The organism is Microcoleus pseudofavosus SVA1_A4, assembly GCF_036700565.1.
In the GTDB taxonomy this organism is placed as follows: Bacteria; Cyanobacteriota; Cyanobacteriia; order Cyanobacteriales; family Microcoleaceae; genus Microcoleus.
In genome coordinates this window covers 1-17,992 of sequence record NZ_JAUBPE010000031.1, presented here as the reverse complement: position 1 = coordinate 17,992, position 17,992 = coordinate 1, and the positions used below count along the sequence as shown (strand labels likewise).

The following is a 17,992-nucleotide window of genomic DNA, read 5'->3' as shown; positions in this document are numbered from 1 at the left end:
GTACATTTCGCACCCTACGAACTGATAAATGCAAACATAATCCACAAGTTTAAACATCTATTATTTAAGAGTCTGCACTTCCCAATCTTCTGACGGTGCTGCAGGTTCAAAGGGGTCATCATAGCGCTTGACAGTACCGTGTAGAGGATACAAAAAAGCTTTACTCATCGTTTCGTTAACCAAATTTAGATAATCAACCAATTCTTGATATTGATCTAGTTCTGTTTCTTGTTCAGAAGTGAGAGCAGATTCGGTTTTTTGAACGATTAAGGTTTCTATTCGCTCCTGTATTTTGGTGGAAATGCGAAATATTAGGAGTCCTTTTACTAGCTCAATATGAATATAACCCTCGCTCGGTAAGCTGTTTGGTAAACGGTGCAGATTGAGAAGCAAATTAGTTGTCATAGTAGCTTGGTTTAAAGGTTAGATTTTAACGCGCTACTTTGAAATAGGAATAGTCCGACTTTTAGTCTTAATATAAATAATTTTTGTTTTAACATTTTGTTCAAAGCTAGGAGTTACTGAAGTTCCAGGATACTCTTCAGAGTCTAAAGTGATAACCACGGAGCAACCACAGCGAATATTGAAGCGATCGCATTTGCCAATGACGACATAAAAATCTCTGAAGCCTAAGTTGTATTTGTAACCGTCAAACTCTGCACTGGTAAGGTGCTGATACGGGCCGAATACCAGCAGTGAAAAAGCACTATACACCGCGATCATCAAAGCTAGCAAAGACAACATAATTGCAGCGGCGCTAGTACAAGCCAGAACCTTTGTCTCCTCCGTCACTTCAGAATAATGCGAAAGAGGAATGAGAATCGACACCACCAGCACAATTAGGCCTGTCAGCGGCCTAGCTGTAGAGTTGTAAAAAAGCACTGCCCAGTAAAAAACAGTGTTCTTGTGGATTGGTACATCTCCTTCCAAATTGCAGGGCAAGTTAGCTGGTATTTGTGCTAAAGACCCAGATAGGCTAATCAACACTGCCATAACCAGGGCACCGATACCGAGCAACATTCTCCAATTTTTCCAGACAGTTTTTTGTGCCATTTTTAAATCTTACACTGGATTTTAGTAGGTTATACGGTTAGCAATACATTGGTATCAACTAACAATTTAGGTGCTGTATGAGGGTATTTTCTAGTTTGTCGGCAATTCCTTCGACCCAGTTTTCATCTTGTTTTGTATAGCTGCGGGGCGCGTTAGCACCTAAGATTAAAACGCCTTGATTTCCCAGTGGCTGACAGATGACTCCTTGGGTATTTTCTGGTAAATAGTCAAATTCTATTTTGCCGGGATAAATATTGAGATTTACTAAATAAATTGGTTTGTTTTTGTCGAAGACTCGCTGCAAAATAGGCCCCGGTTTGACTTCGGGATTGATGCCTAAAATGCCGCGCCGCAATAAAACTTTTCCTCGATACAAAATCACGATCGACCTTGTGGCGGTATTTGTCAACAGCAAACGCGACGCCCAAGCTAATTCTATTTTTACCGCATCTGGCAAATCCGGCGCAAATTCAAAACCTTCTTCGCCGATAAGTTGTACGGAATCGGGCGATCGCGCTTGCACCTGCTGCCACAGCAAACCTGTTAAAATCAGCAGAGCGCTGATAATTACTCCCAAAGCGTCCGATCGAGCTTGAGAATCTGTGATTTGCTCTGTCAGCAAGCGGTTGACCATTAGCAGCGTACCTGCTAACCCTCCTGCAACTAAGGGCAATTGCCGCAAAACTTTATTTGGATCGGATTTTGTCATTAATCAGTTGGCTGTTGACTGTTCACTGTTGACTGTTCGCTGTTGGCTGTTGGTTATTGGCAGTCAACCGTCAATTGCCAACTGCCAACTGCCACATGACTTTATCCGACTTCCCCAATTTCGACAATTCGCTGGAACAGATAGCCGGTGCCGCGGGCGGTGAGAATTAATTCAGGATTGCTGGGGTCGTCTTCCAACTTTGCCCTAAGCCGGGAGATGTGAACGTCCACTACGCGGGTGTCTACGTGGCGTTCTGGCGTGTATCCCCACACTTCCTGCAAAATTTCCGATCGCGAAAAAGGCTCTCCCGATCGGCTCACAAGCAGCTCTAACAAGCTGAATTCCATGCCCGTGAGCCGAATTCGTTCGTCGCCTTTGTAAACTTGGCGCTTGTTGGTGTCAATCCTAATATTGGTGACGTGGATGACTCCAGAGCTGGGAATGCCCGACGCGCCGTTTTTGTCAACCCGGCGCAGTACCGAACGGATGCGGGCTTCGAGTTCTTTGGGAGAGAAAGGTTTGACGACGTAATCGTCTGCGCCCAATTCTAAACCGGTGATGCGATCGGCTACGTCTCCCAAAGCGGTTAGCATGATGATGGGCACGTCTGACTCTTTGCGCAACTCCTGACAGACGCCGTAACCGTCGAGCTTCGGCATCATCACGTCCAAAACCACTAAGTCGGGTTCGGTGTTGCGAAATGTTTCGAGAGCTTCTTCGCCGTCAGCAGCGGTGACGACATCGTAACCAATCATGGAAAGGCGAGTCTCCAGAATGCGCCGGATACTGGCTTCGTCATCGACTACCAGAATTTTTTCTTTATGGTTTTCCAATTTACCGAGCACTCCTTAAGTTACATTTCAGATAATGTTAATTTTTTTTACCCTATCATAGAAGACACAAACTCATTGGCCTGTGGCGCTCGGTCTGAAAGCTTAATAATTGCTTTAACTCAGACTTTTTAAAATGTTAAGGTGACTAAGCTGTTACGCATTTAAACCATTAACGATCCAGGTAAGGTGCGTCAGCTAGAACGCTTACTATACATGGGAAACGCTTCTTTACTGACGCACCCTACTATCCTCCTTTAAATGCCGAACAGCTTATTTATCATAGTAAACAATGCCTAAGCCTCGAATACAATATATTTGTCGGGAATGCGGGTATGATTCACCACAATATTTTGGCAGGTGTCCTAGCTGTCACAAGTGGGATTCTTTTGACGAGCAGTTAGAACAACCGACTGGTGGTGTGTCGCGGGCTGGTTTAACTGGGGTGACAACTAAGGCAGCGGGCGGTTCGCCTCCTGATAAGTCGAAGGGTCAACCGAGGGTATCTTTTAGATTATCGCAGATTTCCGACCAAACTCAGTCTCGCTGGCCTTCTGGCTACGGGGAGCTCGATCGAGTTTTGGGAGGGGGGATTGTTCCGGGCTCGCTGGTGTTGATTGGGGGGGAACCGGGAATCGGGAAATCGACGCTGCTGTTGCAGGTGGCGAATATGTTAGCCCGCAAGGATCGGATACTGTATGTCAGTGCGGAGGAGTCCGGCCAGCAGGTGAAGTTGCGATCGCAGCGTTTGGGCGTGGCTAATCCGGTTGATTTGTCAAGCAACGGCGGACATAAATCCGATCGCAATGGGGAAGCTAAAACGGATTCCGAGGACAATTCAGCGGAGAATTTCTATTTGCTTCCAGAGACGGATTTAGAAGTTGTTTTGCGGGAGTTGGAAGCGCTGAAACCGAATGTGGCGGTGATTGACAGCATCCAAACTATTTATTTTGCTAGTTTAACATCGGCTCCGGGTTCGGTGGCTCAGGTGCGGGAATGTACGTCTGCTTTGATGCAGGTTGCGAAAAGGGAAAATATTACTTTATTTATTGTCGGTCACGTTACGAAAGATGGAGCTTTGGCGGGGCCGAGGGTTTTGGAACATTTGGTAGATACTGTACTTTATTTTGAGGGCGATCGCTTTGCTTCTCACCGACTTTTGCGATCGATGAAAAACCGTTTTGGCGCGACTCATGAAATCGGTGTTTTTGAAATGGTAGCCAACGGTTTGCGAGAAGTAGATAATCCGTCGGAGTTGTTTTTAGGAAATAGAGATGAATTTTCTCCCGGTACTTCGACGACGGTTACTTGCGAAGGAACTCGACCGATTTTAGTGGAAATTCAGGCATTAGTTAGCCCTGCGAGTTTCGGTTCGCCGCGCCGCACTACTACTGGTGTGGACAATGCTAGATTGCAGCAAATTTTAGCTGTTTTGGAGAAAAGGGTGGGGATTCCTTTATCTAAATTAGATGTGATTTTGGCAACTGTGGGCGGGTTGAAGGTGGATGAACCGGCGGCGGATTTGGCAGTTGCGATCGCCGTTGTGGCCAGTTTTCGCGATCGGGTAATCGATGCGCGCACAGTTTTGCTCGGAGAAGTGGGTTTGGGGGGACAGGTGCGGCCGGTTTCCCAATTAGAATTGCGACTGAGGGAAGCGGCAAAATTGGGTTTCAAAAGGGCGATTATTCCTAAGAATCAACCGGTGCCGGAGTTAGGGATGGAGATTATTCCGGTGGCGAAAGTAATCGATGCAATTATTGCGGCGATTCCTGCTACACCGGCTCAGTTGCAGTCTGCTGATATGGAGTTGCAGTCTGTTGATTTGGAGGAAGAGGATTTGTTTAATTGAGTTAGAATGGTGATGTTGAAAAGTGACATTAAGGAGGCATAAATCATGTATCAAGTAGACATTGTTGAGGCAAAAGAAAAACTTCTTGAATTAATAGAAGCGGCCATGAGAGGTGAAGAAGTTGCGATTACTCAAGACAACCAGCCTGTTGTAAAATTGGTAGTAATTGCCAAACAAGCTAAACCCAATCGACAAGCAGGAAGTGCTAAAGGAATGGTTTGGATGTCCGATGATTTTGACGAACCGCTAGAAGAGTTTAAGGAGTACATGGAATGAGGTTGTTGTTGGACACTCATGCCTTTATTTGGTATACGACAGACAGTTCGAGACTCACCACAACAGGGCGATCGCTAATTGACAACGGAGATAACGATATTCTCCTCAGTACAGCTAGCGTCTGGGAAATGGCGATTAAACATAGTATAGGCAGGCTAAATTTTAGTATGCCTTTTATGGAGTTTATTAAGCAGCAGATCGCACTTAATAGAATTGAGATACTGGAGATTAATCTCGACCACATTGAGGTTGTGGCTTCACTGCCTTTGCATCACCGCGATCCATTTGACAGGATGATAATTGCACAATCTATGGCGGAACAGATACCTGTTTTGAGCGTTGATGCTATTTTTGATGCTTATGCGATCGCGCGGCTGTGGTGAATTAAGCTAGTATAAAAATAAAGAGGCAAAAAGGAGGTAATAGCAACGTGAGCGTTAGATTACATCCCCATGCTCAAGCACGATTGATTGAGCGAGGTGCAACTGAGGCAGAATTAATTGCGACTGTAGAAAGTGGCACAACTTTTCCGGCTCAATTTGGCAGAACCGGATTTAGGCGCAACTTTTCCTTCAATGCTGAGTGGCAGGGAAAAGTTTATGCTATGAAGAAAGTAGAGGCGATCGCAGCGTCAGAAGGCGAAGACTAGATGATTATCACTGTAATTGTCAAATTCTTTTGAGCAGGAGGTTCCCGTGAAACTGACTTACGATCCGAGATACAACGTAGCTTATATATACCTGAAAGAAAAAACCACACAGGTAAAAACTATCCAGGTTAGCGAGCAAATGAATGTGGATATTGCCCCAGACGGTACTATTTATGGAATTGAATTACTCAATGCCAATCAACAATTAGGGTCGGATAGTCAAGGAAAACTGATTGTTGTCAACGAAGCTTTGGGAGAATATTCTGAGATTAAACTCGCACTATAACTGCCTTAATAAAATTATGTTAAATACAGATTAAAACCTACCATGAAAGCATACGAGTTTCCCGCAAAAGTCACAGATGAAGGGAAAATAGAATTTCCCGATACCCTCTTAAAATACTTGGCAGCTAACCAACAAGTCAGAGTTATTGTTCTGGTGCAAGAACCAACTGACACAGAAGATGAAGAAGAGGAAAACGCTGCTTGGCATCGTCTTGCCACCGAACAATTCTTTGGTGATTGCAGCGAAGAAGACGCAATTTACGATGAGATTTGAGCTAGGACTAATTATCTCTTTGGAGAATTAGTTCTAGTTGCATTCCTGTTTGCGGGTGCAGCCGAAACTAAACGCCGTCCTGGTTTGGTACTGTTGGACACAGGAGATGAAGACATGATTATTGCTAAGATAACCAGTCAAATCTCTCGCACAACTTTTGATGTAGAAATTCGGGAATGGCAACAAGCAGGATTAAATCGACCTTCAGCGGTTCGCTTGCATAAACTGAACACATTACAAAAAAGTTTAGTTGAACGTAGACTGGGAATATTAACCCCTGATGATTTGGCACAAGTGCGAGAAAGAATACAACACATATGGTATTCTATTTGAGCAGGTTGAAAAAAATATTTACTTGCCAAATTTTTGAGGTGCGTTTTCACGAAACATGAACAAATCAAAAAGACGCAAAAATCAGTGGTCAAATGAACTAAACGACATCATTAGAGGTGCATCGGGGGGCTTTTTATTCGGAATTCCCCTGCTTTATACGATGGAGGTTTGGTGGATCGGTTCGTATACTACACCAGCGGAAATGTCGATCGCGATCGCAACTACTTGTATCGCCGTTTTCTTGCTGACTCGCACTGAAGGTTTTCGCAAAACTAAGGACATCCGCTGGCTAGATGCTGCAATCGATACCGTAGAAGCGATCGCCATTGGCATTGTCTGCGCGGCTTTTGTCCTGTTTTTGCTCAGGGAAATTACCCCGGAGACTCCGCTGCAAGAAACTTTGGGGAAAATCATCTTTGAAGGCCTGCCATTTTCCTTGGGAGTTGCCCTGGCAAGCGGTTTCTTGAGTGGCGATCGCTATCAAACTTCAGATAGCGACAGCGAACCTACCATTAATCCAACTTTAGCAGATATCGGCGCTACTTTAATCGGCGCGATGATCATTGCTTTCAGTATCGCCCCAACTGACGAAATTCCCATGCTAGCGGCAGCGATTTCGCCACCTTGGCAATTAGCAATTATCGCCGCTTCGCTGCTAATTTCCTACGGTATTGTATTTGTAGCAGGCTTTACTTATCAAGCAAAACGGCAGCAGCAGCAAGGGATTTTTCAGCGTCCCCTCAGCGAAACTGTCATGGCCTATTTAGTGTCGCTGGCGGCTTCTGCATTTATGATGTTTTTCTTCCAAAAACTCACTTTTGACGACCCGTGGTCGATTTGGTTGAGCTATACGTTAGTATTGGGATTGCCGGCGGCTGTTGGCGGCGCGGCGGGGAGGTTGACGGTATGACGGAAAGTAATAACGAACAGCAACCAAAAAAAACTTTTGCTGAATGGGCGACATTTGCGATCGCCTGCTCGATCCTTTCTATCCTCACCGGACTCGTAATCTACAACTGGGTGACTAAAAAACAGGAACCTCCGATTATTTCCGTCACTCGCAACACGCCTATTCGCGAAACTCAAGGGCAATTTTACGTGCCGTTTACAGTAACTAACACGGGCGGCGAAACGGCAGAATCAGTGCAAATTATTGTCGAACTGCGCGTCAATGGCGAAGTCTTGGAATCCGGCGATCAACAAATTGATTTTTTGTCAAGCGGCGAAACTGAAGAAGGAGCTTTTATCTTCAGCCGCAACCCCAGTCAAGGTGAATTGATTGTGCGATCGAGCAGTTACAAACAGCCTTAACACAGATAAAAATCGGCGGTTAAAACCTTTTCACCTCTGTGAACTCTTTCTCTTCCTTCGCGCCCTTAGCGTCTTCGCTGTTCGTTCAATCTCAAAACCCCCTTGCGCGTTGGCATTTATTGCTATAGTCCGCGCAGGCGGGATTTCAATCGCTTTGGAAGTGCGATCGAGCTAACGCTTCACCAAATTGTGTTCCCACTTCCAAACACAGCTAGAAATCAAATTTGTACAAATATGAGCCGTAATGGGCACTAACAAATTCCCAGTAGCTAAAACACTGTAACCCAACAGCAATCCGACAGCCGTTGCCCAAACAGCATAAGGCCACTGATCCATGCCTCCCAAGTGCAGAATGCCGAAACAAAAACTCGATAAAACTAAACCGGTAACATTCAATCCCAAAGCAGACAGCATCACGCCTCGAAATAGCAATTCTTCGCTAAGTCCCGGCAGCAGTCCCAGCCAAATTAAATCAGGCCAAAACAAAGGTTTGAGCACTACTTCCAAGTAAACATCTGCACTCCGGCGATAACCCGGCCAGAGGTGATAAACGATCGCACTGCCGCCTGTAATTGCCAGTCCGATCGCACATCCTTTGAGCAAGTCCATTCCTATCAATTTGACTGGCAAAAGCGATACCGATCCAAATAGCAACCACAATTTAGCTACCGCCAGCAACATAATTGCTGTCACGCCCATTGCTACTAAAACTTGGGTGCGCGTCAAGGGTTCAATTTCAGGATTTCCGGGAAGTTTTTCTGCCACTTAATCACTTTTAGATTTGAGGTTTGAGATTTTAGATTTGTTGGGTTTAGTCAGACAAACAACGCAGGGAGGAGATGTCTGCACCCAAGGAAGCTGGACTGATGCCGGCTCGCAAAGCGACCAAAACTCCGATCGCCTCTAAATATGAGTTTACCTGCAAAGCTTTGATTCCGAGTTTTTCTGGAGTCGCCTGCATCTGGGTTTTGTTGTCGCCCACAGCGATGATTTGTACGGACGATCGCCCGCTCAAACTCAGAATAGCACTGCCGCCGCAGGCTGTGGCGGGTATGACAACCGCATCGACTCGATCGGCGGTAATTGATAATTGATGGTGCTGCTGGCTTTCTGGCGCTACCAATTGGGGAGCTTTGCTGAGGCCCGCAAGCACGCAAGGTAGGAAAGTATAGCCGATTTCCTCAGCAGCCGATCGCGGGGACAGGTGCGGATCGAGGGGAAGCGCAGACAGCGCTGGGGCGTGGGCGCAGGGGATTTTAAACGTCCTGACTATGAGGTGGCTGATGACAGCTTCCGCGCCGGCGAGGGGGTCAACTCCTTTGCCGCGGCGGTAGTTTTCGAGGGCGAGGCTGCCTTCATCGTCGGGAAATCTGGCCACAACCGCGATCGCCTCTACTCTTGCTTGTTCGATCAATTTTTCTGCAGCGCGCAATAAACTGTCGGGATTGCCTATCGTCCCCCAGGATGCGCCTGATTCGGAAATACGCAATTCTACTTGCAGGGGGCGATCGGTTAAAACACAATCAGTTATATTCAAGCCCAATGTAGCTCTAGCAGCATCAACGGCTTGCAAGTGGCGCAACTGCAAGTCTGGTTCGATCGCGGAATCTAGGATTAAGCCGATGCGATTTTGATGTACCGGTTGCAGTCCCCAGCATCCGGCCGCAAATTTGTCGAGGGCGTAACCTTCAACGTAGAGGGCGTTAGGTATCGGCCAATAAAGTTGAGCGCCGTTGAGGACGTTGGGGTGAGTAATCAGGGTGTCTGAAATTTGGGCGATCGCCCTAGCCACGGGCAGCGCATCTCCTGCAAAGCCCCCGATCGAGGCTCCAACGCCTGTGGGGACTATCAAAACCACTGTTAAAGGGCGCCGGTTCACACTGTTACGGGGGATGCTTCCACGAGCACGTAGCCTTCTACCACAGCCTTTTGCCGATCGACATCCACGTCTGTGACTGCCCACCGCAGGGGTTCCCCGTGCTTTTGCAGTTCAATTTCAATCGCCGAGTGCAATTCTTCGGCGGTATCGTGGAGGTCAACTTCTGCGGAAATGAAATGGGTAGTCATCGGGCGATCCATAGTGGTTTTACGGAGATCGGTACTTAGCTAAATTTTAGCTTAGTCCTAGGATTTACCGAACTGGCGATCGTACACAATGTCTTCTTTTTCGGTTTCTATCTTCAAGTTCGATCGGGGATAAGCAATGCACAGCAACACATAACCTTCTGCCTGAAGTTCGGGACTGACGCCCATGCAATCAACTTGCTCAACTTCACCCTCAATAACTTTAGCAGCGCAAGTAGTACAAACCCCCGCATTGCAAGAGTTAGGCAGATCGATGCCCGCAGCGTTAGCGGCCAGTAGAATTTGTTTATCTTCCGGCACTTCTACGGTATAGGTAGAGCCTTGGTGGAGCAATTCAACAGTGTAAGTCTTAGACATATTTCAATGATTGGTTTTAATTCTCAATAGGAATTTACGCTAGATTTGCAAACAAAGCAATAAGTATTTTACCGCTGTTGGTGCTTTTGTGCAAATTTACAACTGCACTTTTTTTTGCTAAAAATTTTCATGAATTGGCTGGGGCGATCGGCATTTTGTCAAGGACTTTTTCACAAATTATCACGAGCCTCACGGGCGAACTCTGCCAAAAAGCACTTATACGTAACTAATTTTTGCCTTCAAGCCAACAACTCCTCAACAGCAACACTAAAACCCGGCAGCACTAGCTGAGTGCTGACTGTAGAACCCAGGTTAAAGGTTAACTTTTGAGTTTGAGTCATTATCATTATCCAGCAACTTTCTGGAAAAACTATCCAAACTTCCAGACAACCAGAATCTAAATACTCTTGTGCTTTCAGAAATATTTCTTCCGCAATATCAGTAGGAGAAACTATTTCTGCAATTAACGGCGGACTTTGAGGCAAAGTAGGAATATCCCCATATTCAGCAACAAGTTCAGGAGTCAGATAAGCTACATCAGGACGGCGCACTCGCCTGTCAGTACGACAAGGAACTTCTGTATAAACTTCGCCGCCTTGTCCGCTAGATATCTTATAACTTCTCCAAGAATAATCTAGTTTAGATTGGATTCGACTGTGTTTTACTGTCATGCCATTTTTCTCCGCGATTTGCCCGTCCACCCATTCCATATCGTCTGTGGGACTGGCTATAAAGTCTTCTAGAGAAACATTGTCTGATAAAACGGCAGCCATTACCATAGCCCTTTCCTCCTTTTTGCAGAATTCACTGATATTGTAGCAATCAATTGGTAATGGGTAATTGGGAATTGGTAATTGGTAATTGGAACTAACAAATAACCTATGCCCTATGCCCTATGCCCCATGCCCTATGCCCAATTTACTCAATATTAATTTGATTGGGAGGTTTAGGTTGATTCTGTTGCTCATCCTTCAAAGTTTTACGCCCAGAACTAGCATAATCTTTGTACATTTCGACAAACATCTTGGTTAACTGCTGCAAAGAAAGTTGTTCCCCATTAATTTGAGCTTTCATATAAGCTTTAAGCACTTCAATGTAAGCCAAACCGAGGGCAAGCGTGAGAGCTGCTGCCGTTGCACCGGAGATAGCACCGCCCACAACTGTACCAGCACCAGGAATCATTTTAATCAAATTAGTCACAATACTTCTGCCAACAGCAGTCACCCCGCCAGCGCCGCTAATCGCAGACAGCATCGCCGAAATAAACCCCTTATCAAAGGGCATTCCAAAAATTACAGTAATATTAGCAATCATTGCCGTTTGCATCGCCATCAAAATCGGCGCATCAGCAAACGGTACAGGAGTCGCACCGACTATCGCTGAACCGGCAACATAACCAGTTACATACTTAAACGCCATGTCAGATTTCAGCGAAACATTGGCAATTTGTTCTTTCACAAAAGCTTTTTTAGCGACTTCCGGCAGCAGTTGAAAAGTTGCATCCACCAATTTGTCTAAACCGTGAGATTTTACTGTATAATCCTCATCTATTTCTTCCGGTTCTGCCATGACGGGGATGATTTGACTAACTGGCAAATTCATGTGTTCGAGTTGCTTGAAAAACTCGCTGGGCTTTTTAGATGTAGTTTGAGTGAGCACTAAAATCACTGGTACATCTTTGACTTCCATTTCTTTCAGCCAGCTTTCCTCCACAGATTCTATTCTATTGGCGCTGTGATTGATGCAGTACCAGATGACGTGAATGTGTTCTTTAGGGTGCAGGAGTCTTTGGTCTTCAATCAGTTTAGCAACGTTTAATTGAATAACTTTAATTTGTTCGGCGTTGAGTTCGAGTCCGGGAGTATCGTAGACTGTAATTGGGCAATTCGGTTTTGTATATTGGCGGATGCCTTGAGTTATGGGGCGGCCGACTCCGGTTTCTGCTAAGCGCTGGCGAAAAACGGAATTGATCAGGGTACTTTTGCCGACTCCGGTTTTGCCGATGACTAAAACATTGCACTGTCCCACTTGGTTTTCTGCGTCTTTGAAGGCGTAGTAACTTCTATTTAAAAGCTCGTCTAAGGAAAAGTCGTCTGACATGGCGGTTTGCTCCGATAATGGTGGGATATTAATTCAATACCACCGAATATAATTCCAATGCTCTACAAACGAAGTCCGCGAAGGCGGACTGGGGAAGTCTTAAGAATATTGTAGCAATTTGATTTAAGAACTGGTGCAACGGGTAGAGGAGAGTTTTGTGTCGCGTGCTGCTAAATGAAAGGTTGTAGAATTTAGTTTAAGCTAGCAATCGATCGACATCAATGCTAAAACCTGTCAGGATTTGTTGGGTGCTGGCGGTATCGCCGGATCTAAATGTCAATATTTGATTTTGAGTTATCACGAATATTAAACGACTTTCGGGAAAAACTAACCAGACTTCCTGACAGCTAGATTCTAAATATTCCTGTGCTTTGAGGAAGACATCTTCAGCGATATCGGTGGGTGAAACTATTTCGGCAACTAAAGGGAAACTTTGGGGTAAAGTGGCAAGATTGCCAAATTGTGCAACTAATTCTGGTGTGAGATAAGCGACATCGGGCCGGCGAATTTGTTGCTTAGTGCGGCAAGGTGGTGAAATATAAACTTCTCCTCCTTGTTTGCTGGAAATCATGTAATTTGCCCAAGCACAACCCAGGCTTGATTGAATTTTACCATGCTTGAGCGTGGCTCCATTTTTCTCCACGAGTTGTCCGTCCACCCATTCCATGTTGTCGGGGGGATTAGCCATGAAGTCTTCTAAAGTAAAATTATTCTGTGCAGCAGTAGCAGTGACCATCGTCATTTCCTCGCTTTTGCATATTCGATGATACTATGACCGATTAGTACAGAGAAGGATATCTGATTCAATTATTCAATATTTTCAGTATTTTCAGACCGATCGCTGTCAGGCGGTAAAAAATCAGGATTAAGAACTTCTTCTTCAGTAAAGGGAGACTCTGGGGGAAATGTCGCAATAGATAAACCTGTTTCATCTGCGGCTAATTCCCTAGCATCTTGATAAGATTCACTAAAAATTTCTTCAAAAAAATGATATAAACTAGGACTGGTTTTGAAGGCATCTCGGATGCGTTTACGATGTTCACGAATGGTGTACACCCAACTATTTGTTCGTTTTTCTGGCTGATATTTATACTTAAGTAAGTGCATTAAAAGTACCCTCAAATTACTTTTTAAAGCATTTTTATCGCTTCTCCCCATACTTTCCAGTTCCTCTAGTAAGTTCTCTAAATCTATTTCGGAAAACTTTCCCTCTTTTAATAAGTTGATAGTTGTCTGTAACCACAGATAAAAATCCTGTTCATAAAGAGATGTTATTGCAGTTGTTATTGATTGGATAGTTGTCATTTTGTTTGACTCCCTTTCTCTTCTCTAGACATAAGTGTAACATATTCGATAATTTATCGCTGAAGTTAGCTTTACGGGCCCAAATGAGCCGAATGATGCAAGAAGTGCGATCGGTTTGTTTAAAGGTATGGAAAACTACTTTTAAATTTCCTGTTTCATCTAAGCCTATTATGATGTTCTATCAAACCTTCACCAATCGCGCAAACTCCTCTAACTTCACTTGTAGGTCATCCACCAGCATAAAACGATACCTTTCTGTAGCTTTCAACTTTTGGAAAACATAACTAGCAAAATCATCACACCACTTTTGCCTCTCAAGTTCATTCGAGATGTTCAACGCTCTGATTGATAGGTTATAAGGGTATTCTTCAAATCTTATATTTCGATCGTTTTCAAAATCATGCTTTCCTACAGTAAGAGTGATTGTTGAGTTGCGAAACTCATACCAGTTATCAGTACCATCAGAAATAAGCTCAAATTTTAGAGCCAATATCAACTCTAATTCTTTGATTAAATGTTCGATGTCCTGCGGAAGTTCTACAAAAATATCTAGTGTGCGAGACATAAAAAACCTCCTTTATTGAAACTCATCTCAAGGAGTTACTTGGACTTTTAGCATCTCCCAAGTTTCCCGTTCCATGTTCAAAATATTGCCCACTTCTTGCAAGAGTTCATAACCCTTTAAATCTATGGGAATTTCTTCTTCAATGAGAATATCGCACAAAGTCTCTAACGCCAAATTCCACTCGCCAGCCTGAATGTCTGAAACCAAAAATTCTATTTGAGTATCTGAAAGTTGTGGTTTCACGATGTTAATGACTTCATTGAGTTTACTTTCCACAATTTTATAGTCAAACATTTATTTGGCTCCTGACAATATTTATAGGGATTTTTGGGTAGGTTAGTAGGGAAGGCTGTAATGATTCCTCTCCCATCAGGTTCTACTATTACCCTAATACTAGCACTATCTCTAGTTCCTTCAATATGCCATCTTACAGGCTTACCAGCAAAGAAGTTACTTAAAATTTTAGCAAAGACTTAAAATAAGTATAAACTCTGAAACAATAAATTATCTTTGATTTTCTGACTATTAATGGCACTTTTGCAAGAAGCCTGGTATTAATATTATGGCCGGTAAAGACGATGATTTTATCCCATAATCATTGTAAAATTAAGTTGGTATTGAGAACACAATGATGGCACATTAAATGGATTGACGGAGTAATTCTAGCTCTTGCTTCATTAAAATGGGATCGCCAATTTGTAATATTCTGTCAAGAATTTCTAATTGCCTCTTCTTCTTACCTTTTTCTATCCATTTTTGATATTTCGGCTCGTCGAGCATTTTCTGATATTCCTGATATTCATTAACTTCTTCTTCAAAATCCTTTAGAGTTTTGTAAGGTAATTCCTTCATATTCTCTGGAACAGATATTATTTTATACTTTTCATTCGCAAGGATTTCACCAATATCTTCATTAAGCTCATAAGTTACATTTTTTTCATATGTGACAAAACATCCTTCTGTCTCTTCTTTATAGGAACAGTGAGACATGATTTTAACAATCCTGAATATATTGTTTTCTGTTGAAAATAAGATACATAAAGAATTTTGAGGAACATCATTTTTCTCTTTATCTATAGCCTGATTCGAGTGAAAACAATCTATATTATCACTATAATTAGCGAGGGTAGTTGCCTTGGCAAGAAGACCACTATCAGTCAAGACACCTAGTTCAATGAATTTACCACCTAGTGGTGTGCTGGTTATCAGTGCTTGATCTTTACGAGGGTGTTTTTCATTATATTTTATTTCATACTCCATAATTTCTTGATCCCACGGACGCGAGTTCCTACATTTATTTGACAAACGATAAATAAAATCTTTTGTTAAATTTAAGTTATGGATACTAATACATAATTCTCCATCACATTCAAGACCTGCCTTGGTTAGATTAGATGACCCTATGATAGAAAACCCTATTTCTCTATTGTCACGACGACCTAAAAAACAATAGGCTTTGATATGAAAGTTATTTTTGGGACAGATAAGAACAGGCTTAGCTTTAATCTTTGTTGATTCTTTGATAAATTTCAATAAATCTTGAATATTACTAGGGTCATTAAAATGATTTTTTGTTCCGATCGCAATCACAACTTCCGTATTTTCATCTAAATAAGGGTGTTCAAGAATCTTTTTTACTTTTTTCACCCCATCATCACTAACAAAAGCAGAAAAAAGATAAATTTTATCCCAAGAGTATTCTTTACAATCTAATAAAAAATCTATTGTCGTTTCCAAGCTTTTTTGACTGTCTTCCAAAATTACAAATTTTCTAATAACACTCATTGTAAATTACTCCAATTAATTGATATAAAACTTTTTAGGCATGATGTAAACCACAATTTGATTATCTTCCCTAAAACTGCGCGATCGCACCTAATAAAGTTGACTAAAAACATAATCAGCCAACTCAATCAAAGCCTGCTTTGACTCCGACGGCGGGAACCCTACCAAACGCATAACCGCAGACTGAGCGGACTTAGCCTGTAATTCCCGCGATCGCCCTCTGCTGGTTGGATGCCTGAAAAATCACTCATAACTCTCTACAACATCATAGTGTTTTGCAGCCACGCCTAAGCCTTGTAGCGCTAGCGCCCGCGTGGTTAGTGATGCTTGAGTTTCCCAGATATTGACGAAAAAAGGAACAGCGCGATCGGGGTTGCTTTCGGCAAAATCGAAGAATGCTTGGATTTGTTCGCCTACATTCCGATAGTGATCGGGTAAATCGCCACCGCCTGGGATGTTTGAAAGGTTACTCATGGGCTTAATTGCGATCGAGGGGAAGCGCATGGAAAAAATTGTATCTCTCAAAGTCTAGCTTGCTCTGCTAAAAAAAGCAACTTGTATCTGTAGCCACATAAACAGGACTTACGCAGGGACGCTACATATTAGCCGCTTTTGAAGAAAAGAATAGATTTTAAATTTTTCTTGCTAGTCTATCATTGATTCTCTCCCAGTTTTCTGATTAAAAATCTGACTTCTTCGAGCAGGGTATTAAATCGTTGGTCATTTTCTAATTTGTACTGTTGAAAATCCTCATCCCGCCGCCGCATTTCTTCATCCCGTCGCCGCGTTTCTTCATCGCGCCGCGAGTCTCTTTCTAAAAGAGCATTGACAGCACCTACAAGCATATCGACATTCCGAGTCGTTTGCTCTACAGTAGAAGCCAAATCATCCACCATTTCATCGTTCCAGCGTTCGGTTGTCATTTTTCTGCTTCCTTTACCTGTTTTCAATCAATATTTTACGACTCTTGGCTGCTATTTTTAGTCGATCGCTCTTCTTAGAAATGTTCCAGCAGATATTTCTCTTTTGCATAAACTTTTCGCAGCGATTCTAGGGCGATCGCACTTAACATCAATTTAATCACCCCCACCATTTCCCCCCACTCGAACAATTCAGAAACAGAAACAGCTTTCTGAAATCTCGCCGCATAAAAATCCACCCAAAAATCCGGCGCGTATCTCTCCTTCAGACTCGCCATCCGCCGCTTCCAATAACCAAAATCTAAACCAGAGGGCGATTCCACTCCCAAAACTGGCGGAAAGTCGGCATAACTGACAAACCGACTCATGCCTTGGGCGTGCACGTACAGGATATGCGCCCAGCACTCGAAGCGATATATTTGTTCTACCTTGATTTTCAGCAGGCGGGCGATCGCCTCTTTGGTAACGAACCGGCTCAATCTGTGTCTGGGGGTTGATTTTGGTCGAAAGCTTGCTAACATGGTTGATACATCCCACTTGATGGGAATTTTCAATGGTTGATACATCCCACTTGATGGGAATTTCAGATGGTTAATAAATCCCAGTTGATGGGATTTGAACTTTGATAGGCGATCGTCTTTAAGTTTTCCAGACGTTGGGGCGATCGCTTTTTACGATAAAACCATCATATGATGGTGTACCATCATTTGTCAAGTATGGGTTTAGTCAGATTAAAAGTCAGAGAACTAGCTAGCGAGAAAGGCTGGACGCTGAAAGAAGTTTCAGAACGATCGGGAGTAATTTACAGCACCGTCAGACACTACGCCCGCTGTCCGGGAGTGTCAACCATTGACTTTATTTCTATACACAAATTGGCTCGCACCTTTGATGTAATGATTGAAGACTTGGTGGAAATTGTGCAGGAGTGAGCGATCGCTTTTTACGATAAAATTTTATCCCAGAGTAAATCTAGTTTTTTGTCAATGGGTTTAATTAGATTGCGGGTTAGAGAATTTGCTGGTGAGAAAGGCTGGACGATCAAAGAGGTTTCTGACCGATCGGGAGTCAACTACAGCACCCTCAGCACCTATTCGCGTTCTCCAGGAATGGCAATGGTTGATTTTACTTGTCTGCTCAAGTTGGCACGTACTTTTGACGTGATGGTGGAAGATTTGGTTGAGGTTGTGAAAGAGTAGGGCGATCGCTTTTTACAGTACAATTCTCTGACTTACAGCACTTCCGGATGTTATGAGGTACAATAGAATTGACTAAAAATAATATACCAATGAAAGCATACTCAGTAGAT

The 17,992-nt window shown here is 43.4% G+C and carries 28 protein-coding genes and 1 pseudogene; 11 read left to right on the top strand and 18 right to left on the bottom strand.

All coding sequences use genetic code 11. The annotated features are described in order from the left end of the window. Positions 1-60: 60 nt before the first annotated feature. From QUA02_RS15265 to rpaB, 4 genes are all read right to left on the bottom strand, one after another. Positions 61-405, bottom strand: a complete 345-nt coding sequence (locus tag QUA02_RS15265; RefSeq protein ID WP_333028999.1) for a hypothetical protein — start codon at positions 403-405, stop codon at positions 61-63. Between the two features lie 33 nt (positions 406-438). Continuing rightward, positions 439-1,053, bottom strand: a complete 615-nt coding sequence (locus QUA02_RS15260; protein ID WP_333028997.1) for a hypothetical protein — start codon at positions 1,051-1,053, stop codon at positions 439-441. Between the two features lie 58 nt (positions 1,054-1,111). Beyond that, positions 1,112-1,762 (bottom strand): cofactor assembly of complex C subunit B, encoded by a 651-nt coding sequence (locus QUA02_RS15255; RefSeq protein WP_333028996.1) that lies wholly within the window; start codon positions 1,760-1,762, stop codon positions 1,112-1,114. Positions 1,763-1,863: 101 nt separating this feature from the next. Beyond that, entirely contained in the window at positions 1,864-2,595 is a 732-nt protein-coding gene (gene rpaB / locus QUA02_RS15250) for a response regulator transcription factor RpaB (protein WP_071587789.1), read from the bottom strand. A 289-nt stretch (positions 2,596-2,884) separates the two neighbouring features. On the opposite strand from rpaB, the gene radA reads away from it, so the two are divergent. The 9 genes and pseudogenes from radA to QUA02_RS15205 all read left to right on the top strand — a co-directional run bounded on the left by radA (position 2,885) and on the right by QUA02_RS15205 (position 7,569). After that, positions 2,885-4,441 carry a DNA repair protein RadA gene (gene radA, locus QUA02_RS15245; RefSeq protein ID WP_333028993.1) on the top strand — a complete coding sequence of 519 codons (1,557 nt, stop codon included), beginning with the start codon at positions 2,885-2,887 and terminating at the stop codon, positions 4,439-4,441. 45 nt (positions 4,442-4,486) lie between these two features. Next, positions 4,487-4,717 (top strand): type II toxin-antitoxin system Phd/YefM family antitoxin, encoded by a 231-nt coding sequence (locus QUA02_RS15240; RefSeq protein WP_333028992.1) that lies wholly within the window; start codon positions 4,487-4,489, stop codon positions 4,715-4,717. Continuing rightward, positions 4,714-5,100: a type II toxin-antitoxin system VapC family toxin gene (locus QUA02_RS15235; protein WP_333028991.1), complete on the top strand. Its 387-nt coding sequence runs from the start codon at positions 4,714-4,716 to the stop codon at positions 5,098-5,100. The genes QUA02_RS15240 and QUA02_RS15235 overlap by 4 nt, the downstream gene beginning before the upstream one ends. Before the next feature lie 47 nt (positions 5,101-5,147). Then, entirely contained in the window at positions 5,148-5,366 is a 219-nt protein-coding gene (locus QUA02_RS15230) for a hypothetical protein (protein WP_333028989.1), read from the top strand. 46 nt (positions 5,367-5,412) lie between these two features. Beyond that, positions 5,413-5,652, top strand: a complete 240-nt coding sequence (locus tag QUA02_RS15225) for a DUF2283 domain-containing protein (protein ID WP_333028987.1) — start codon at positions 5,413-5,415, stop codon at positions 5,650-5,652. Between the two features lie 42 nt (positions 5,653-5,694). Continuing rightward, on the top strand, positions 5,695-5,925 hold the full coding sequence (locus tag QUA02_RS15220; RefSeq protein WP_333028986.1) for a hypothetical protein: 231 nt from the start codon (positions 5,695-5,697) through the stop codon (positions 5,923-5,925). Positions 5,926-5,958: 33 nt separating this feature from the next. After that, positions 5,959-6,258, top strand: a pseudogene (locus tag QUA02_RS15215) (type II toxin-antitoxin system PemK/MazF family toxin); the annotation flags it as partial. A 55-nt stretch (positions 6,259-6,313) separates the two neighbouring features. Continuing rightward, positions 6,314-7,168 carry a TIGR02587 family membrane protein gene (locus tag QUA02_RS15210; protein WP_333028984.1) on the top strand — a complete coding sequence of 285 codons (855 nt, stop codon included), beginning with the start codon at positions 6,314-6,316 and terminating at the stop codon, positions 7,166-7,168. Further along, positions 7,165-7,569 (top strand): TIGR02588 family protein, encoded by a 405-nt coding sequence (locus QUA02_RS15205; RefSeq protein ID WP_333028982.1) that lies wholly within the window; start codon positions 7,165-7,167, stop codon positions 7,567-7,569. Before QUA02_RS15210 ends, QUA02_RS15205 begins: the two co-directional genes overlap by 4 nt. Positions 7,570-7,740: 171 nt before the next feature. On the opposite strand, the gene QUA02_RS15200 is transcribed toward QUA02_RS15205, so the two are convergent. From QUA02_RS15200 to QUA02_RS15135, 14 genes are all read right to left on the bottom strand, one after another. Next, entirely contained in the window at positions 7,741-8,334 is a 594-nt protein-coding gene (locus QUA02_RS15200) for a CPBP family intramembrane glutamic endopeptidase (protein ID WP_333028981.1), read from the bottom strand. Positions 8,335-8,380: 46 nt separating this feature from the next. Next, the gene (locus QUA02_RS15195) at positions 8,381-9,448 is read right to left on the bottom strand and encodes a DUF3326 domain-containing protein (RefSeq protein ID WP_333028979.1); all 1,068 of its coding nucleotides are present in this window, start codon (positions 9,446-9,448) and stop codon (positions 8,381-8,383) included. Further along, complete coding sequence (locus QUA02_RS15190; RefSeq protein ID WP_172184567.1) at positions 9,445-9,636, bottom strand: DUF8621 family protein; 192 nt, start codon at positions 9,634-9,636, stop codon at positions 9,445-9,447. Before QUA02_RS15190 ends, QUA02_RS15195 begins: the two co-directional genes overlap by 4 nt. A gap of 57 nt (positions 9,637-9,693) precedes the next feature. Next, entirely contained in the window at positions 9,694-10,011 is a 318-nt protein-coding gene (locus QUA02_RS15185; RefSeq protein WP_333028977.1) for a 2Fe-2S iron-sulfur cluster-binding protein, read from the bottom strand. Between the two features lie 239 nt (positions 10,012-10,250). Further along, positions 10,251-10,790: a Uma2 family endonuclease gene (locus tag QUA02_RS15180; RefSeq protein ID WP_333028974.1), complete on the bottom strand. Its 540-nt coding sequence runs from the start codon at positions 10,788-10,790 to the stop codon at positions 10,251-10,253. A gap of 139 nt (positions 10,791-10,929) precedes the next feature. Further along, entirely contained in the window at positions 10,930-12,111 is a 1,182-nt protein-coding gene (locus tag QUA02_RS15175; protein ID WP_333028972.1) for a YcjF family protein, read from the bottom strand. 196 nt (positions 12,112-12,307) lie between these two features. Further along, on the bottom strand, positions 12,308-12,847 hold the full coding sequence (locus tag QUA02_RS15170; protein ID WP_333028970.1) for a Uma2 family endonuclease: 540 nt from the start codon (positions 12,845-12,847) through the stop codon (positions 12,308-12,310). Between the two features lie 71 nt (positions 12,848-12,918). Then, positions 12,919-13,416, bottom strand: a complete 498-nt coding sequence (locus QUA02_RS15165; protein WP_333028968.1) for a DUF29 domain-containing protein — start codon at positions 13,414-13,416, stop codon at positions 12,919-12,921. Between the two features lie 181 nt (positions 13,417-13,597). Next, positions 13,598-13,981 (bottom strand): hypothetical protein, encoded by a 384-nt coding sequence (locus tag QUA02_RS15160; protein WP_333028966.1) that lies wholly within the window; start codon positions 13,979-13,981, stop codon positions 13,598-13,600. Positions 13,982-14,008: 27 nt separating this feature from the next. Beyond that, positions 14,009-14,275 carry a MafI family immunity protein gene (locus tag QUA02_RS15155; RefSeq protein WP_333028963.1) on the bottom strand — a complete coding sequence of 89 codons (267 nt, stop codon included), beginning with the start codon at positions 14,273-14,275 and terminating at the stop codon, positions 14,009-14,011. A gap of 345 nt (positions 14,276-14,620) precedes the next feature. Further along, positions 14,621-15,766, bottom strand: coding sequence for a phospholipase D-like domain-containing protein (locus tag QUA02_RS15150; RefSeq protein WP_333028962.1), 1,146 nt, complete (start codon positions 15,764-15,766; stop codon positions 14,621-14,623). A 243-nt stretch (positions 15,767-16,009) separates the two neighbouring features. Next, complete coding sequence (locus QUA02_RS15145; protein WP_333028961.1) at positions 16,010-16,240, bottom strand: hypothetical protein; 231 nt, start codon at positions 16,238-16,240, stop codon at positions 16,010-16,012. A 179-nt stretch (positions 16,241-16,419) separates the two neighbouring features. Further along, positions 16,420-16,689, bottom strand: coding sequence for a hypothetical protein (locus QUA02_RS15140; RefSeq protein ID WP_333028958.1), 270 nt, complete (start codon positions 16,687-16,689; stop codon positions 16,420-16,422). A gap of 74 nt (positions 16,690-16,763) precedes the next feature. Beyond that, complete coding sequence (locus tag QUA02_RS15135) at positions 16,764-17,207, bottom strand: hypothetical protein (protein ID WP_333028956.1); 444 nt, start codon at positions 17,205-17,207, stop codon at positions 16,764-16,766. Positions 17,208-17,402: 195 nt separating this feature from the next. Between QUA02_RS15135 and QUA02_RS15130 the strand changes: the two genes are divergently transcribed. Then, positions 17,403-17,615: a helix-turn-helix domain-containing protein gene (locus tag QUA02_RS15130; protein ID WP_190735550.1), complete on the top strand. Its 213-nt coding sequence runs from the start codon at positions 17,403-17,405 to the stop codon at positions 17,613-17,615. Between the two features lie 54 nt (positions 17,616-17,669). Beyond that, on the top strand, positions 17,670-17,882 hold the full coding sequence (locus QUA02_RS15125; protein ID WP_106149040.1) for a helix-turn-helix domain-containing protein: 213 nt from the start codon (positions 17,670-17,672) through the stop codon (positions 17,880-17,882). Positions 17,883-17,992: the final 110 nt, after the last annotated feature.

What these genes read in the sequence shown, in the direction of transcription:
- QUA02_RS15240 (WP_333028992.1), top strand. Translation starts at nt 4,487, where the DNA reads ATGTATCAAGTAGACATTGTTGAGGCAAAAGAAAAACTTCTTGAATTA.
- QUA02_RS15220 (WP_333028986.1), top strand. Translation starts at nt 5,695, where the DNA reads ATGAAAGCATACGAGTTTCCCGCAAAAGTCACAGATGAAGGGAAAATA.
- radA (WP_333028993.1), top strand. Translation starts at nt 2,885, where the DNA reads ATGCCTAAGCCTCGAATACAATATATTTGTCGGGAATGCGGGTATGAT.
- QUA02_RS15125 (WP_106149040.1), top strand. Translation starts at nt 17,670, where the DNA reads ATGGGTTTAATTAGATTGCGGGTTAGAGAATTTGCTGGTGAGAAAGGC.
- QUA02_RS15210 (WP_333028984.1), top strand. Translation starts at nt 6,314, where the DNA reads ATGAACAAATCAAAAAGACGCAAAAATCAGTGGTCAAATGAACTAAAC.
- QUA02_RS15165 (WP_333028968.1), bottom strand. Translation starts at nt 13,416, where the DNA reads ATGACAACTATCCAATCAATAACAACTGCAATAACATCTCTTTATGAA.
- QUA02_RS15130 (WP_190735550.1), top strand. Translation starts at nt 17,403, where the DNA reads ATGGGTTTAGTCAGATTAAAAGTCAGAGAACTAGCTAGCGAGAAAGGC.
- QUA02_RS15160 (WP_333028966.1), bottom strand. Translation starts at nt 13,981, where the DNA reads ATGTCTCGCACACTAGATATTTTTGTAGAACTTCCGCAGGACATCGAA.
- QUA02_RS15140 (WP_333028958.1), bottom strand. Translation starts at nt 16,689, where the DNA reads ATGACAACCGAACGCTGGAACGATGAAATGGTGGATGATTTGGCTTCT.
- QUA02_RS15235 (WP_333028991.1), top strand. Translation starts at nt 4,714, where the DNA reads ATGAGGTTGTTGTTGGACACTCATGCCTTTATTTGGTATACGACAGAC.
- QUA02_RS15175 (WP_333028972.1), bottom strand. Translation starts at nt 12,111, where the DNA reads ATGTCAGACGACTTTTCCTTAGACGAGCTTTTAAATAGAAGTTACTAC.
- QUA02_RS15185 (WP_333028977.1), bottom strand. Translation starts at nt 10,011, where the DNA reads ATGTCTAAGACTTACACTGTTGAATTGCTCCACCAAGGCTCTACCTAT.
- QUA02_RS15205 (WP_333028982.1), top strand. Translation starts at nt 7,165, where the DNA reads ATGACGGAAAGTAATAACGAACAGCAACCAAAAAAAACTTTTGCTGAA.
- QUA02_RS15170 (WP_333028970.1), bottom strand. Translation starts at nt 12,847, where the DNA reads ATGGTCACTGCTACTGCTGCACAGAATAATTTTACTTTAGAAGACTTC.
- QUA02_RS15265 (WP_333028999.1), bottom strand. Translation starts at nt 405, where the DNA reads ATGACAACTAATTTGCTTCTCAATCTGCACCGTTTACCAAACAGCTTA.
- QUA02_RS15260 (WP_333028997.1), bottom strand. Translation starts at nt 1,053, where the DNA reads ATGGCACAAAAAACTGTCTGGAAAAATTGGAGAATGTTGCTCGGTATC.
- QUA02_RS15180 (WP_333028974.1), bottom strand. Translation starts at nt 10,790, where the DNA reads ATGGTAATGGCTGCCGTTTTATCAGACAATGTTTCTCTAGAAGACTTT.
- QUA02_RS15150 (WP_333028962.1), bottom strand. Translation starts at nt 15,766, where the DNA reads ATGAGTGTTATTAGAAAATTTGTAATTTTGGAAGACAGTCAAAAAAGC.
- QUA02_RS15190 (WP_172184567.1), bottom strand. Translation starts at nt 9,636, where the DNA reads ATGACTACCCATTTCATTTCCGCAGAAGTTGACCTCCACGATACCGCC.
- QUA02_RS15255 (WP_333028996.1), bottom strand. Translation starts at nt 1,762, where the DNA reads ATGACAAAATCCGATCCAAATAAAGTTTTGCGGCAATTGCCCTTAGTT.
- QUA02_RS15155 (WP_333028963.1), bottom strand. Translation starts at nt 14,275, where the DNA reads ATGTTTGACTATAAAATTGTGGAAAGTAAACTCAATGAAGTCATTAAC.
- QUA02_RS15135 (WP_333028956.1), bottom strand. Translation starts at nt 17,207, where the DNA reads ATGTTAGCAAGCTTTCGACCAAAATCAACCCCCAGACACAGATTGAGC.
- QUA02_RS15145 (WP_333028961.1), bottom strand. Translation starts at nt 16,240, where the DNA reads ATGAGTAACCTTTCAAACATCCCAGGCGGTGGCGATTTACCCGATCAC.